Source organism: Mycolicibacterium parafortuitum (genome assembly GCF_010725485.1).
Taxonomy (GTDB): Bacteria; Actinomycetota; Actinomycetes; order Mycobacteriales; family Mycobacteriaceae; genus Mycobacterium.
Window position 1 is genome coordinate 2,619,719 of the sequence record NZ_AP022598.1, and the last position, 15,246, is coordinate 2,634,964.

Sequence of the window (15,246 nt, forward strand, 5' to 3'; positions counted from 1 at the left end):
GGAGCGGGTCATCGATGAGTGCGGATCTGAGCTTCTACATCGTCACGCTGGTGGTGTACGCCACCGTCGCCGTGATCGGCTGCTGGGGCCTTGAGCTCCAGTACTCCGACACCGGGCTGCTGAACCTGAGCTACATCGTGTCGGTCGCCGTGGGCGGGTACACGGTCGCGCTGCTGTCGCTGGGACCGCCGGAGGACAAGAGCGGCACCGTAGTTCAGGAGTATTTCTGGGGAACCGCGCTGCCCTTCCCGCTCCCGTTCGTCGGTGCGGTGTTGGCGGGCATGCTGATCTCGCTGCCGATCGGCCTCGTCGCACTGCGGCGCCTGCGGTCGGATTACCAGGCCGTCGCGATGCTGTCGATCGCTCTGATCGCCGCGGCCCTGGTGGTGGCGATGCCCGGGATGCTGGGCGGCGGACACGGGTTGTACCTGATCCCGGCGCCGCTCAAATCCGAACTCGGGCTGCGCTCCGACGAGTACTCCTGGTTCTACGCCGGATTCGCGCTGCTGCTGACGGCACTGGCGGCATGGGTGGTCCTGCGGATCTCCCGGGCACCGGTGTGGCGCGTGCTGCGGGCGGTGCGGGAGAACCCCGAAGCCGCAGATGCACTCGGAATCAACGTCACCCCGGTTCGGTTGACGGCGTTCGCCGTCGGCAACGGCTTGGGTGCGCTCAGCGGCGCGATCCTGGCCGCGTTCATCGGGACCTACGCCCCGGCGGACTGGTCCTATCAGGAGACGCTGATCCTGATGGGCGCCGTGATCGTCGGCGGGGCGGGCAACCGCTTCGGAGTCCTGATGGGCGCGTTGCTGATTCCGGTGGGGCTGACGGAGGCGACTCGCTACCTGCCGCAGCTCGGCGCACCCGGCACCGTGGACGCGCTGCAGTACGTGGTGGTCGGACTGGTGATCATTGCCTTCCTCTGGTGGCGCCCACAGGGCGTGTTCCCGGAACGGAAGCGAACTTTCGGCGTCGACGGAAACCCGGTGCCGTTTTGGGACCGCACGCAAGCCAAGCAGGGAGCCTTGTGATGACCGACAGCATCATGACCATCGAAGGCCTGACGGTCGGATACGGCAGTATCCGGGTGCTGGAGGACGTGTCGCTGAACATCCCCAAGGGCCGTATCACCGCGGTGGTCGGACCCAACGGTGCGGGCAAGTCGACGCTGCTGCACGCGCTGGCCGGAACCGCCCCGGTGCAGGCAGGCCGGGTGCTGTTCGGCGGGCAGGACATCGTCGGCCTCGCGCCGTACCAGCGGTCCCGCCGCGGCATCATGCGGACCTTTCAGATGCCCGCCGACTTCGGCAGGCTCACCGTGCTGGAGAACCTGCTGCTGGCCGACCGCTCGGTGGGCGGCACCGGGTTCCTCCAGGTGTTCACCCGGCCGCGGCGCAGCTGGCTGCCCGGGCAGCGGGAGGCGGTGGCGCGGGCCCGGAAGTTGTTGGCCGAGTTCGGGCTCGAAGCCAAGGAGAACGACTACATGGGCGATCTCTCCGGCGGCCAGCGGCGGATCCTGGAGCTGCTGCGCGCGGTCACCACGGATCCGCGGATGCTGCTGCTCGACGAGCCGTTCGCCGGGGTGCACGCCAGCATCATCGAGCGCATCTCCGACTTCCTCGTCCAGCTCAGGGAGCGGGGGATCAGCATCCTGATGGTCGCCCACGAACTCGACGCGGTCGAACGGCTGACCGACGCCGTGGTGGTGATGGCTCGTGGTCAGGTGCTGTTCGAAGGGTCGATGGCGGCCGCGCGCCGGGAGAAGGAAGTGGTGGACGCATATGTCGCCGGATGAATCGCCGGTTGGCTCCCGAATGAACTCCGGCACAACGGTGCTCGGAGTCCGAGATCTCACGGTCGGTTACAACGGCGTACCGATCGTGCACGACGTCAGCCTGGAACTGGTTGCCGGGACCACCGCCTGCGTGGTGGGACCCAACGGGTGTGGCAAGAGCACGCTGCTCAAGGGACTGGCCGGGCTGGTCAAGCCGATGGGCGGTGTCGTCGACCTCGCAGGCCGGGGTGACATCACCGGCATGTCCACCGCCGAGCGGGCGGTCAGCGGCATGGGGTACGTCCCGCAGATCGACGACGTCTTCAAACCGTTGACGGTGGAGGAGAACATCGTCATCGGTGGTTACACGTTGTCGCGCAGCAAGGTCGCGGCCAACAAAGAGCGTGTCCTGGAGCTGTTCCCGCGGCTCAAATCCATGCTCAAGCGTCACGCCGGTGTGCTCTCGGGCGGCGAGCGCAAGATGCTGGCGATGGCGCGGGTGCTGATGCTCGAGCCCACCGTGCTACTGCTCGACGAGCCCACCGCCGGGCTGACCGAGGAGATGGCGTCGAGGCTGCTCGACGAACAGCTCACCGAGCTCAAGGCCGACGGCATCGCGGTGCTGCTGGTCGAACAGCGCGCCAATCTCGCGATGGCATCGGCGGATTGGGCCTATGTGCTGGCGACCGGCCGCGTGCGCCGGTCGGGTTCGGCGGCGCAGCTGCGGGCCGACCCCAGCTTCTCGCACATCTTCCTCGGCGGCACCGAAGAGGCCCTCGTGGCCGCCGCCGAAACCACGGATACCGAAGGAGAGGTTCGTTGCAGTTAGTTCAATTCGTCCACCACGGTGCGACACGGTGCGGTTTCGTCGAGGGGGACGGCGACGATGCCACCGTCGTCGAGCTGGACTGGTCGCTGCGCGATGCGCTGGTGTTGCTGACCACGGGACAGGGCGACCGCATCACCGGGGCCCAGAACGGCCGGGTGAAGCTCAGCGACGTGGTCCTGCTGCCTCCGGTGACCCCGGCGAGCCGCATCTTCTGCATCGGGATCAACTACCTCGATCACCAGCAGGAGTCCATGGACGTCTTCCTGGCCACCGTGCCCAAGGCTCCGGTGGTCTTCATGAAGGACCTGTCCTCGATCGCCGGACCGTTCGACCAGCTCGACCTGCCCAGCTCGCTGTCGGTCGAATTCGACTGGGAGGCAGAGCTCGGCGTGGTGATCGGTGCGCCCGCCCGCAACATCTCCGAAGAGGACTCCTGGGATGTGGTGGCCGGCTACACGGTGGTCAACGACGTGTCGGTCCGTGACCGTCAGGTTCGGCACGTGCAGTGGACCCTCGGCAAGAACGCCCCCGCGTCCACCCCGATCGGACCGGGGATCGTCGACCGCGACACCGTCGGCATCAAGCCCGACATCGAGGTGACCTGCCGGGTCAACGGCGTCGTCAAACAGAACGCGTTCACCCGCGACCTGATCTTCGACATCCCGCGGCTGATCTCCGAGATCTCCCAGGTGACACCACTTCTGCCCGGCGACATCATCGTCAGCGGCACCGCCGCGGGTGTCGGTTTCAAGCGCAACCCCCCGGAGTTTCTCCGCGAGGGCGACGTCGTCGAGGTCGAGATCGCCGGTGTCGGAAAGATTTCCAACAAGGTCAGGACGGAGTGCTGAGATGCCGGTCGTCGGAGCGATCTCGGCATCGCACGCACCCGGAATCCTGGGCTGGCCGGACGACGTCACCGCGGTGGAGAACGAGGCGGTGTTCGCCGCCTACGACACGCTGAGGCAGACGGTCGCCGACGCGCGCCCCGACGTGATCGTCGCGTTCCTCGACGATCACTTCGAGAACCACTTCCGCAACCTGATGCCGTCGGTCAGCGTCGCGGTGGCCGAACAGCACACCGGTCCCGGGGAGCATCTGCTCGAGCTGCTGAAGTTCGACGCGGTGCAGACCTTCGGCGGTGAGAAGGATCTCGCCGAGCAGATCCTGCGCACCCTGGTGGCCTCCGGTATCGACGCGGCACGGATGGGCTCAGCGGAGTTCGGCAACAACCTGATGGTGCCGATGCGACTGCTGCGGCCGGAGGGCGACATCCCGGTCATCCCGGTGTACATCAACGTGTTCACGCCGCCGCTGATCACGATGCAGCGCGCCTTCGAGGTCGGTGCCACGGTGCGCGCGGCCGTCGAGGACAGCGACAGGCGAATCATGTTCTGGGGCACCGGAGGTCTGTCGCACTGGCCGCCGATCTGGGAGCCCAGCCGCGGATCGGACGACTTCCTGACCCGGATGAAGACGTTCCAGAACGAAGGCCGCGGCTACCTCGAGCGGGACCCCGATCTGTGGACCGACATCGGTCCCTACGAGATCAAGATGGCCGAGGAGATGGGGGACGCGTGCGTGAACCCCGAGTGGGACCGAGATTTCCTGGAACTGCTGTCCCGCGGCGACATGCAGGCCCTGTTCACCTGGACCTACGACGACATCGAGAAGCAAGGCGGCCACGGCGGCCACGAGATCCTCAACTGGATGGCCGTCGCCGGCGCCATGGGCGGGGCCGGGTGCGAGGTCCTGACGTACCAACCCACCCCGGCGTGGATCTGCGGCACCGGCGCGGTCCGCTACACCGTCTGAAAAACCGAAAACACAGAAGAAAAGAGATAGATCAGTGATCACCTATCAGGACGCCCCGCTTCCCAAGTTCGGCAACTACTCCACCCTGGGGATCGGGGGTCCCGGTGAGATCGTCATGGTGGCCGGTCAGATGGGCGCCGACGCAGACGGGAAGTTCCCGACCTCCGATGGCGCCGAGCAGGTGAAGGCCACCTACGACAACATCGGTATCGCACTGGCAGCGGCCGGTCTGGGTTTCGAACATGTCGTCGGTTTCCGCACCCTGCTGGTGGGTCGCGAGATGATCCCCGAGTTCATGAAGGGCCGCCTCGAGAAGTTCGCCGAGATCTATCCGTCCGGGGTGTACCCGCCGAACACCATCCTGATCATCTCCGGCCTGGTCGAGGAGGAGGCGCGCGTCGAGATCGAGGCGCTGGCAGTCCGGCCGGTCGCCTCGTGACCGGGCAGTACCGTCGCTACCCGTTCCACCACGGGCGCGAGACGGTGATCTCCTACCCCGTCACCGGTGCGGGCGTCACCACCCGGGTAGTCGAGTCGGGCTCCGGCGACCACGTGCTGGTGTGCCTGCACGGCGCCGGATCGCGTGCCGACCGGTTCGTGCCCGTGATGCCCGGTCTGGTCGCCGAGGGCTTTCGTGTGCTGGCCATCGACTTCCCGGGCCACGGATTGGCCGAGAAACGCGAGGACATCGACTACACCGGTCAGGGCTTCGCCGACGTGATCGCCGGCGTGCTGGATTCTCTCGAGCTGACCAAGGTGACCTTCCTCGGGACGTCGCTGGGCGGACATGTCGCCGCGGCGATCGCGGTGCAGCGGCCCGATCTCGTGGCGGGGCTGGTGCTGATCGGGTCGGTCGGCGTCGGTGACTTCCCGCAGGAGTTCCACACGCCGCCGGAGGTGCTCTCCGACGGCAGCGTCGAGGGCGTGCGCCGCAAGCTGACGTTCCTGGTCTCGGATCCGGAGATGGTGACCGAGGCCTGGGTGCGGGAGGAGTCGATGATCAACTCCTCCACCGGCGCCAAGCAGGCGCTGTTGAAGGTGTCGGAGTGGCTGGACAAGGACTGCAACGCTTTCCGGCAGGACGTCGAGCTGGCCAAGCGGATGCCGGAGCTGCCCGTGCTGCTGGTGTGGGGTGCCGACGACAAGTGGACCCCGCCGTCGATGGGGGAGGAGGCGAGCCGGAACCTGCCCGGGTCGGTCCTTGAGCTGATGCCCGGCTGCGGGCACGCCCCGTACTTCGAGAACCCGGACCTGTTCGTCGAACTGATCCGCAAACACGGTGTGGGAGGACTGAAATGACCGATCGCTGGCTGCTGATCGAGAACGGCACCGTCGTCGACGGTGACGCCAATCCGCCGATCCCGGATTGCGCGGTGCTGGTGCGCAACGCGCGGATCGTCAAGATGGGCACCGTCGACCGGGAGACCGACATTCCGCGGGGCGCCGAACTAGAGGTGATCGACGCCCGCGGCAAGACCGTGATGCCGGGCCTGATCGACGTCCACTGCCACATGACCTATGGGCTGGCGCGCACCGAGGAAGAGATCTCGATGTACACGCCGCCGGAGGTCCGGACGCTGATCGCGGCGGCCAACATCGAGAAGGTGCTCGCCGCGGGCGTCACCAGCATCTCGCAGCCGGGTGGTTCGTACTACATCGGCGTCGGGCTGCGGGAGGGCATCAAACGCGGGATCGTGCACGGTCCCCGGATGACCTCGGCGGGAAGGTATCTCACCACCAGCAACGGCCTGACCGACTGGTTCCCGGATGCCACCGGCAATCCGGAGTCCAGCACCGGCAAGCTGACCAACACCCCCGCCGAGATGATCGCCGAGATCCGGCGCCAGAAGAAGGCCGGCGTCGACCTGATCAAGCTTGCCGACAGCCCGTTCGGTGACTACCAGGCGTTCACCAACGACGAGCTGAAGCTGTGCGCCGATCTGGCCCACCAGTTGGGCATGCAGATCACCATCCACGCCCGCGGCGACGGCGAGATGAACGCGGCGGTGGAAGCCGGCTTCGACCACATCATGCACGGCAACCACATGTCGGACGCCACGATCGAGAAGCTGGCCAAGAGCCAGATCCCGTTGGCGCCGACCCAGCTGCTGATGCATCACATCGTGGAGTTCGCCGAGACGTTGCGGGTGCGCCCGTCGATCTCGGAGGCGACGAAGCGGATGAACGACGCCACCATGGACAGCTTGCACCGCGCATACGCGGCCGGGGTGAAGTTCGCGATGGGCACCGACAGCGGGTTCTCCCTGGTTCCGTACGGCCAGTGGCACGCCCGCGAGCTGGAGATGCTGATGCTCTACACGGGCATGAGCTCGCTGGAGGCCATCCAGGCCGGCACCAAACACGGCGCCAACGCGATGGGGCTGCCCGACGAACTCGGCGTCCTCGCCGAGGGCAAACTCGCCGACATCATCGTCGTCGACGGTGACCCGGTGGCCGACATCAAGGTGCTGTACCAGCCGGGCAAGGTCGAGACCGTGATCCTCAACGGCCAGGTGCAGACCTTCCCGGACGACATTCGCACCCGGTTCATCCGCAACGACTACCTGCCCCACGAGTACGGCTGGGACCTGCTGTCCTACGAGCGTGCCTTCGAGGGCGCCGAAACCCCGAAGACGCAGCTCGACTGGACCACCGAGCAGCGTCTGGACGTCATCAACGACGTCCGTAAGTACGAGAAGGTGGGTGCCGCACCCGCCGCGGAGTAGGCCGCCGGACCGCACCGTTGGGCCGAATCCCCCTTCTGGCCCAACGGTGCCCGGCAGCCGGTTCGTTGCGCTGAAAGCAGACAGTTCGTGCTTGATGCCGCCGACAGTCGTAGCTTGGAGAGGTGACTTCACCTAACGACCTCCCCCGCACCGTCGGTGAACTGCGGGCGTCCGGGCATCGCGAACGCAGCGTCAAGGCCGAGATCAGGGAGAACCTGCTGGCCGCGCTGGCTTCGGGGGCGCCCGTCGACGAGGTGTGGCCCGGCATCCTGGGCTTCGAGGACACCGTCATCCCGCAGCTGGAGCGGGCGCTGATCGCCGGGCACGACATCGTGCTGCTCGGCGAGCGCGGCCAGGGCAAGACCCGTCTGCTGCGCGGCCTGACCGGGATGCTCGATGAGTGGACGCCGGTGATCGCCGGATCCGAGCTGGGCGAGCACCCGTACAGCCCGATCACCCCGGAATCGATCCGCCGGGCCGCCGACTCGGGTGACGACCTGCCGGTCGCGTGGAAGCACCGCAGCGAGCGCTACACCGAGAAGCTGGCCACCCCCGACACCAGCGTCGCCGACCTGGTCGGCGACATCGATCCGATCAAGGTGGCCGAGGGGCGCAGCCTCGGCGATCCCGAGACCATCGCCTACGGCCTGATCCCGCGCGCGCACCGCGGCATCGTCGCGGTCAACGAGCTTCCCGACCTCGCCGAGCGGATCCAGGTCTCGATGCTCAACGTGATGGAGGAGCGCGACATCCAGGTGCGCGGCTACACGCTGCGGCTGCCGCTCGACGTGCTCGTCGTCGCCAGCGCCAACCCGGAGGACTACACCAACCGCGGCCGCATCATCACCCCGCTGAAGGACCGCTTCGGCGCGGAGATCCGCACCCACTACCCGCAGGAGCTCGACGCCGAGGTCGGCGTCATCGTCCAGGAGGCGCACCTGGCCGCCGAGGTGCCCGAGTACCTGCTGCAGATCCTGGCCCGGTTCGCCCGCAGCCTGCGCGAGTCCAGTTCGATCGACCAGCGCTCGGGCGTGTCCGCGCGCTTCGCGATCGCGGCCGCGGAGACCGTCGCCGCCTCCGCGCGCCACCGCGCCGCGGTGCTCGGTGAGACCGAGCCGGTCGCCCGCGTGGTGGACCTCGGCTCGATCGTCGACGTGCTGCGCGGCAAGCTGGAGTTCGAATCCGGCGAGGAGGGCCGCGAACAGGCCATCCTTGAGCATCTGCTGCGGCGTGCGACCGCCGAGACCGCGCAGCGTCTGCTCGGCGGGATCGACGTCGGCCCGATCGTCACCGCGGTCGAGGGCGGTTCGCCGGTCACCACCGGTGACCGGGTGTCAGCCCGCCAGGTACTGGCCGCGCTGCCGGAGGTGTCCGCCGTCGCCGAGATCCAGCAGCGGCTCGGCGCGCAGTCCGAAGGGCAACGGGCCGCCGCGATCGAGCTGGCCCTGGAGGCGCTGTATCTGGCGAAACGGATCGACAAGGTGTCGGACCAGAACGAGACGGTCTACGGCTGAGCATGAGCAGGACGTCGCGGTACTCGCGCTACACCGGCGGCCCGGACCCGCTGGCACCTCCCGTCGACCTCCGGGAGGCGCTGGAGGCGATCGGTCAGGACGTCATGGAGGGCACCTCACCGCGGCGTGCGCTCGCGGAGATGCTGCGTCGCGGTACCCGGAACATGCCCGGTGCCGACAAGCTCGCCGCCGAGGCCAACCGCCGACGACGAGAACTGTTGCAGCGCAACAACCTCGACGGCACGCTCGCCGAGATCAAGAAGCTGCTCGACGAGGCGGTGCTCGCCGAGCGCAAAGAACTGGCCCGCGCCCTCGACGACGACGCCAGATTCGGTGAGCTGCAACTGGAATCGTTGTCGCCGTCACCCGCCAAGGCCGTGCAGGAGCTCGCCGAATACGACTGGCGGTCGCCGGAGGCGCGCGAGAAGTACGACCAGATCAAGGATCTGATGGGTCGGGAGATGCTCGACCAGCGCTTCGCCGGGATGAAGCAGGCGCTGGAGAACGCCACCGACGAGGACCGTCAGCGGGTCAACGAGATGCTCGACGACCTCAACGACCTGCTCGACAAGCACGCCCGCGGCGAGGACTCGCAACAGGACTTCGACGAGTTCATGGCCAAGCACGGCGAGTACTTTCCGGAGAACCCGCAGAACATCGACCAGTTGCTCGATTCGCTCGCCCAGCGCGCCGCGGCCGCCCAGCGTTTCCGCAACAGCCTGTCCGAGCAGCAGCGTGCCGAGCTGGATGCGTTGGCGCAGCAGGCTTTCGGCTCGCCGTCGCTGATGAACGCGCTGAGCCGTCTCGATTCGCACCTGCAGGCCGCCCGCCCCGGGGAGGACTGGTCGGGCTCACAGCGGTTCTCCGGTGACGACCCGCTCGGCATGGGCGAGGGGGCCCAGGCGCTGGCCGACATCGCCGAGCTCGAGCAGCTCGCCGAGCAGCTGTCGCAGAGCTATTCGGGGGCGTCGATGGACGACGTCGATCTGGACATGCTGGCCCGTCAGCTCGGCGACGAGGCCGCAGTCAACGCGCGTACGCTGGCCGAGCTGGAGCGGGCGCTGATGAACCAGGGCTTCCTCGACCGCGGTGCGGACGGGCAGTGGCGGTTGTCGCCGAAGGCGATGCGCCAACTCGGGCAGGCCGCGCTACGGGATGTGGCGCAACAACTGTCGGGCCGGCACGGCGAACGCGACACCCGTCGCGCCGGAGCCGCCGGGGAGCTGACCGGTGCCACCCGGCCGTGGCAGTTCGGCGACACCGAGCCGTGGAACGTGACCCGGACGCTCACGAATGCCGTGCTCCGCGAGGCAGGTACCGGCGAGGCTGCGCGGCCGACACCGCGAATCCGGGTCACCGTCGACGACGTCGAGATCTCCGAGACCGAGACCCGCACCCAGGCCGCCGTCGCGCTGCTGGTCGACACGTCGTTCTCGATGGTGATGGAGAACCGATGGCTGCCGATGAAGCAGACAGCGCTGGCGCTCAACCATCTGGTCAGCACCCGGTTCCGGTCGGACGCGCTGCAGATCGTCGCGTTCGGGCGGTACGCCCGCACCGTGACCGCCGCCGAACTGACCGGGCTGGAGGGCGTCTACGAGCAGGGCACCAACCTGCACCATGCGCTGGCGCTGGCCACCCGGCACCTGCGCAGGCATCCCAACGCGCAGCCGGTGATCCTCGTCGTCACCGACGGGGAGCCCACCGCGCATCTGGAGGACTTCGACGGCAACGGGAGTCCTTCGGTGTTCTTCGACTACCCGCCGCACCCGCGCACCATCGCGCACACCGTGCGCGGATTCGACGAGGTGGCCCGGCTGGGGGCGCAGGTGACGATCTTCCGGCTCGGCAGTGACCCCGGCCTGGCCCGGTTCATCGACCAGGTGGCCCGCCGCGTCGGCGGCCGGGTGGTGGTGCCGGATCTGGACGGTCTCGGAGCGGCGGTGGTCGGCGACTACCTCAGCGCGAAGCGCCGGCGGTAACAACGACGACGTCAGGCGGCGAGGGTCAGGCCTGTGCGGGCTTGCGCTTCTTGCGCTTGACGGTGACGCTGCCCCACACCGACAGTCCCCGGATACGCACCACCGGGGCGCCGGGGGAGCCGTCGCCGTCGACACTGTCGTCGAAGCTGCCCATCACGCCGATCCCGCGCAGATCCACGTTGACCTCCGGCGGAACCAGGATCGTCTGCCCGCCCATGATCGAGTACGAGCGGATCTCCACCTCGGGGGCGGTGAAATCGGCGTAGCGCAGATCCACCACGCCGCCGCCCCACAGCGCGATGGTGGTCAGTCGTCGCGGCACGTTCCACCGACCGCGACGTTCGAATCCACTCAGCAGCGCCAGCAGCACGCTCGACGGCGCGGGGCGGCACGGACCGCTGCGGCCGCGGGTCACCGCACCGGGCAGATCAGCCGACAGCCGGTCCAGCTCCTCGTAGGTTTGTGCCGCGTAAGCCCTGTTCAGGCGGTTCTCGTACTCGGTGAGGCCGAGCTTTCCCGATGCGGCGGCGTCGGTCAGTAACTGGGCAACCTGGATGCGATCGGTGTCGGCAGCGCGCATCGACCCACTTCTAGAGGCGGGCGTGCTCATCGTGACCTCATGCTCGTCGCTGCGCACATCGACCACGAGCCTACGACGAACGTCGGCACATGCAAGTGCCTTGATCAAACTGTGAGCTGGTCAGCCCACCCAGCGTGGCGGCCGCTTCTCCAGGAATGCCTGCATCCCCTCGCGGGCCTCCGCGGAGCAGAACAATGCTGCCGACTCCTGGGTCAATTTCTCTGCGTGCCGCTCGAAGTCGTCGATCACCGCCGCGGTCGTCAGTGCTTTGGCCGCGGCCAGCCCCTGCGGCGAACCTTGCACGATTGCGCCCGTCAGGTCCGCGACCGCGGCCGGGACGTCGTCGCAGGCCATCGTGACCAACCCGATGTCGGCGGCCTCGGCGGCCCCGAACTTCTCGCCGGTGACGAAATAGCGGCCCGCCGCGCGGGCGGTCAGCTTCGGCAGCAACGTCAGCGAGATGATCGACGGCGCCAACCCGATCCGCGCCTCGGTCAACGCGAACGTGCTTGCGGCCCCGGCGACGACGATGTCGCACGCGCCGATCAGGCCGAGCCCGCCGGCCCGGACATGTCCGTCGATCGCGCCGAGGACCGGCAAGGGCAGCTCCAGGATCCGGCGCAACAGCGTGGTCATCTCCCGGGCCCGGTCGAGCGCCAGCTCCGACGGGTCCCGGCCGGCCGCCTCACCCAGGTCGGCTCCCGCGCAGAACGTTCCGCCGGTGTGGCCGAGCACTACGACGCGCACCCCGGCGTCGTCGGCGGCGCGGGTCAGGCCGTCGTGGAGTTGCCCGACGAGTGCCGAGGACAGCGCATTGCGGTTGTGCGGCGAGTCCAGCGTCAGCCGTGCCACCGCGCCGTCGCGTTCATAGCGGACCAGGGTGCTCATCAGAACCACCTCAGTACGACCGCGGAAGGCCCAGCGACGTCTGCGCGACAAAGTTCAGCACCATCTCTCGGCTCACCGGTGCGATGCGGGCCAGCCGCGACGCCGTCAGCATCGCCGCGACGCCGTACTCCTGGGTCAACCCGTTGCCGCCGAGGGACTGGACGGCCTGGTCGACCGCCCGCGCCGAGGCCTCACCCGCGGCGTACTTGGCCATGTTCGCCGCCTCGGCGGCGGCCGCGTCGTCACCCGTGTCGTAGAGCGCGGCGGCCTTCTGCATCATCAGTTTCGCGAGCTCGATCTCGATGTGGTTCTGCGCCAACGGGTGTGACAACCCCTGGTGGGCGCCGATCGGGGTCTTCCACACCTGGCGACCCTTGACGTATTCGACGGCCTTGCCCAGCGCGAACCGGCCCATACCGACCGCGCTGGCCGCGCCCATGATTCGCTCGGGGTTCAGGCCGGCGAACAGCTGGGCGATCGCGGCGTCCTCGGACCCGACCAGCGCATCGGCAGGCAGCCGCACGTCGTCGAGGAACACCTGGAACTGGAATTCGGGGCTGACGATCTCCATCGGAATCTTCGTATACGTGAAACCTGGTGTGTCCGTGGGGACGACGAACAACGCGGGCTTCAGATTGCCGGTTTTGTGATCTTCGGTGCGGCCGACGACCAGCACCGCCCGGGCCTGGTCCACCCCGGAGATGTACACCTTCTGCCCGGACAGGAGCCAGTCACTGCCGTCGCGGCGCGCCGTGGTGGTGATGCGGTGCGAGTTCGAGCCCGCATCGGGTTCGGTGATCGCGAAGGCCATCGTCAGCGTGCCATCGGCGATCCCGGGCAGCCAGCGTCTTTTCTGTTCGTCGGTGCCGAACTTCGCGATGATCGTGCCGTTGATGGCGGGGGAGACGACCATCATCAGCAGTGACGAACCGCCCGCCGCCAATTCCTCCATCACCAGGCTCAGCTCGTACATCCCGGCTCCGCCGCCGCCGTACTCCTCCGGCAGGTTGACCCCGATGAAGCCCAGTTTCCCTGCCTCGGCCCAGAGTTCGTCGGTGTGCCTGCCGCTACGGGCCTTCTCCAGGTAGTACTCCTGCCCGTAGCCCGCGACCATGGCGGCCACCGCGCTGCGCAGCGCCTGCTGTTCCTCGGTCTCGACGAAACCCGTCATCGGCTTTCCTCTCCTGAATCCACCCGCGCCAGTACGGCGCCGACCTCGACCTGTTGTCCCGCCGACACGTTCAACTCGACCAACACACCGTCGGCCGGCGCGGCGATGGTGTGCTCCATCTTCATCGCCTCCAGCCAGACCAGCGGCTGTCCCGCCCGCACCGTGTCGCCCTGCGCGGCGCCGACGCGCAGCACCGAGCCCGGCATCGGTGCCAGCAGCGACCCGTGGGCGAGTGCGTCGTCCGGATCGGGGAATCGCGGAACCGCGGTGAAATGCACTGAGCCACCTGGGGAGTCGACATAGACGTCCGATCCGTGCCGGCACACGTCGAACGGCCGGTCCACCCCGGCGGCGGTCAGCACGACGTGCCCGGGAGACGCCGACACCAGGCCGACGTCGTCGTGGCCGTCGATAACCACGCCGGTGCGGGTGAATCGGTACCGGACCTCGTGCAGTTCACCGCCGGGTTGCTGAAAGTCCTTGCGCTGGAAGCCCGACGTGAGGTTGCGCCATCCGCTGCCCACCGCGGCGAGCGCCGTGGCGGTGGCCCGGTTGTGTGCCGCGTCGGCCAGCGCAGCAGCGATCGCCGACAAGGTGGCCGTCCGCTCGTCGGCAACCGGGCGCGCCAGCAGATCGAGCCCGTGCGCGTCGAAAAAGGCGGTATCGGTCGCCCCGTCGAGAAACGCCGGGTGGCGAAGCACGTTGACGAGCAGGTCGCGGTTGGTGCGCACCCCGTGAATCCGGGAGCGGGTCAACGCATCGGCGAGCAGCGCCGCGGCCTGGCGACGGGTCGGGGCGTAGGACACCACCTTGGCGATCATCGGATCGTAGAACACCGAGATGGCCGAACCGTCCGTGACGCCGGAGTCCAGGCGCACCCCGGACCGCTCGATCAGGCCGAACTCGGTACCCGCCGCCGGGACGGCGAAGTGCGACACCGTGCCCGCCTGCGGCTGCCAGTTGTTGGCCGGGTCCTCCGCGTAGAGCCGTGCCTCGATGGCGGCGCCCCGCGCCGGCGGCGGTGTCGAGGCAAGCGGGGTGCCCTCGGCGACCGCGAGTTGCACCTCGACGAGATCGAGTCCGGTCGTCAGCTCGGTGACCGGATGTTCGACCTGCAGGCGGGTGTTCATCTCCAGGAAGTAGAAGTCTCCGGTTCCGGACGCCATGAACTCGACCGTCCCTGCCCCGGTGTATCCGATCGCGGTCGCCGCCAGCCGCGCGGCGGCGAACAGCTTGTCCCGCATGCCCGGATGACGCTCGACAAGCGGGGACGGCGCTTCCTCGATGATCTTCTGGTGCCTGCGCTGGATCGAGCATTCCCGCTCGCCGACCGACCACACCGTGCCGTGCGCGTCGGCCATCACCTGCACCTCGACGTGGTGGCCTGCCTCGAGATAGCGCTCGCAGAACACCGTCGGATCGCCGAACGCCGACTGCGCCTCCCGCCGCGCCGCGGCCACCTGGGCGTCCAGCTCGGTCAGCTCACGGACCACCCGCATGCCGCGGCCGCCGCCGCCCGCCGACGCCTTGACCAGCACAGGCAGCATCTCGGCCGTCACCGCGGACGGGTCGAGTTCGTCGAGCACCGGCACACCGGCGGCCGACATGATCTTCTTGGCCTCGATCTTCGACCCCATCGCTGCCACCGCGGCCACGGGCGGTCCGATCCACGTCAATCCAGCCCGCTGTACCGCGGCGGCGAAATCCGGGTTCTCGGAAAGGAACCCGTAGCCGGGGTGGATCGCGTCGGCACCGGAGGCGAGTGCGGCATCGATGAGCTGCGCCGCATCGAGATAGCCGCGCGTGCCGTCCAGTCGCACCCGCGCGTCCGCCTCGGCGACGTGCAGCGCCCCGGCGTCCGGATCCGTGTAGACGGCGACGGTGCCGATGCCCAGGCGTCGACAGGTCGCGAACACCCGTCGGGCGATCTCGCCGCGGTTGGCCACCAGAACCCGGGTGATCATGTGCGT

Annotated in this window: 14 protein-coding genes; 10 read left to right on the forward strand and 4 right to left on the reverse strand. The window is 68.4% G+C overall.

Annotated elements, in window-relative coordinates:
- The first annotated feature begins 14 nt into the window (after positions 1-14).
- From NTM_RS12540 to NTM_RS12585, 10 genes are all read left to right on the forward strand, one after another.
- Complete coding sequence (locus NTM_RS12540; protein WP_104865746.1) at positions 15-1,031, forward strand: branched-chain amino acid ABC transporter permease; 1,017 nt, start codon at positions 15-17, stop codon at positions 1,029-1,031.
- Positions 1,031-1,795, forward strand: a complete 765-nt coding sequence (locus NTM_RS12545; RefSeq protein WP_142407192.1) for an ABC transporter ATP-binding protein — start codon at positions 1,031-1,033, stop codon at positions 1,793-1,795. Before NTM_RS12540 ends, NTM_RS12545 begins: the two co-directional genes overlap by 1 nt.
- 19 nt (positions 1,796-1,814) lie before the next feature.
- Positions 1,815-2,603 (forward strand): ABC transporter ATP-binding protein, encoded by a 789-nt coding sequence (locus NTM_RS12550; protein ID WP_163766467.1) that lies wholly within the window; start codon positions 1,815-1,817, stop codon positions 2,601-2,603.
- On the forward strand, positions 2,594-3,451 hold the full coding sequence (locus tag NTM_RS12555; protein WP_161499495.1) for a fumarylacetoacetate hydrolase family protein: 858 nt from the start codon (positions 2,594-2,596) through the stop codon (positions 3,449-3,451). The genes NTM_RS12550 and NTM_RS12555 overlap by 10 nt, the downstream gene beginning before the upstream one ends.
- A 1-nt stretch (position 3,452) precedes the next feature.
- On the forward strand, positions 3,453-4,415 hold the full coding sequence (locus NTM_RS12560; protein ID WP_163766468.1) for a DODA-type extradiol aromatic ring-opening family dioxygenase: 963 nt from the start codon (positions 3,453-3,455) through the stop codon (positions 4,413-4,415).
- A 34-nt stretch (positions 4,416-4,449) separates the two neighbouring features.
- Positions 4,450-4,854 (forward strand): RidA family protein, encoded by a 405-nt coding sequence (locus NTM_RS12565; RefSeq protein WP_104865751.1) that lies wholly within the window; start codon positions 4,450-4,452, stop codon positions 4,852-4,854.
- On the forward strand, positions 4,851-5,714 hold the full coding sequence (locus NTM_RS12570; RefSeq protein ID WP_104865752.1) for an alpha/beta fold hydrolase: 864 nt from the start codon (positions 4,851-4,853) through the stop codon (positions 5,712-5,714). Before NTM_RS12565 ends, NTM_RS12570 begins: the two co-directional genes overlap by 4 nt.
- The gene (locus NTM_RS12575) at positions 5,711-7,141 is read left to right on the forward strand and encodes an amidohydrolase family protein (protein ID WP_104865753.1); all 1,431 of its coding nucleotides are present in this window, start codon (positions 5,711-5,713) and stop codon (positions 7,139-7,141) included. Before NTM_RS12570 ends, NTM_RS12575 begins: the two co-directional genes overlap by 4 nt.
- A gap of 122 nt (positions 7,142-7,263) precedes the next feature.
- A complete protein-coding gene (locus tag NTM_RS12580) occupies positions 7,264-8,655 on the forward strand; it encodes a sigma 54-interacting transcriptional regulator (protein WP_163766469.1) in 1,392 nt (463 codons plus the stop codon).
- Positions 8,656-8,657: 2 nt separating this feature from the next.
- Positions 8,658-10,637, forward strand: a complete 1,980-nt coding sequence (locus NTM_RS12585) for a vWA domain-containing protein (RefSeq protein ID WP_163766470.1) — start codon at positions 8,658-8,660, stop codon at positions 10,635-10,637.
- A gap of 25 nt (positions 10,638-10,662) precedes the next feature.
- On the opposite strand, the gene NTM_RS12590 is transcribed toward NTM_RS12585, so the two are convergent.
- From NTM_RS12590 to NTM_RS12605, 4 genes are all read right to left on the reverse strand, one after another.
- Positions 10,663-11,247, reverse strand: a complete 585-nt coding sequence (locus NTM_RS12590; RefSeq protein WP_163766471.1) for a DUF1707 SHOCT-like domain-containing protein — start codon at positions 11,245-11,247, stop codon at positions 10,663-10,665.
- A 90-nt stretch (positions 11,248-11,337) separates the two neighbouring features.
- Positions 11,338-12,105, reverse strand: coding sequence for an enoyl-CoA hydratase family protein (locus tag NTM_RS12595; RefSeq protein ID WP_163766472.1), 768 nt, complete (start codon positions 12,103-12,105; stop codon positions 11,338-11,340).
- Positions 12,106-12,115: 10 nt separating this feature from the next.
- Complete coding sequence (locus NTM_RS12600) at positions 12,116-13,276, reverse strand: acyl-CoA dehydrogenase family protein (protein ID WP_163766473.1); 1,161 nt, start codon at positions 13,274-13,276, stop codon at positions 12,116-12,118.
- Positions 13,273-15,240, reverse strand: a complete 1,968-nt coding sequence (locus NTM_RS12605; RefSeq protein WP_163769466.1) for an acetyl/propionyl/methylcrotonyl-CoA carboxylase subunit alpha — start codon at positions 15,238-15,240, stop codon at positions 13,273-13,275. The genes NTM_RS12600 and NTM_RS12605 overlap by 4 nt, the downstream gene beginning before the upstream one ends.
- Positions 15,241-15,246 lie beyond the last annotated feature (6 nt).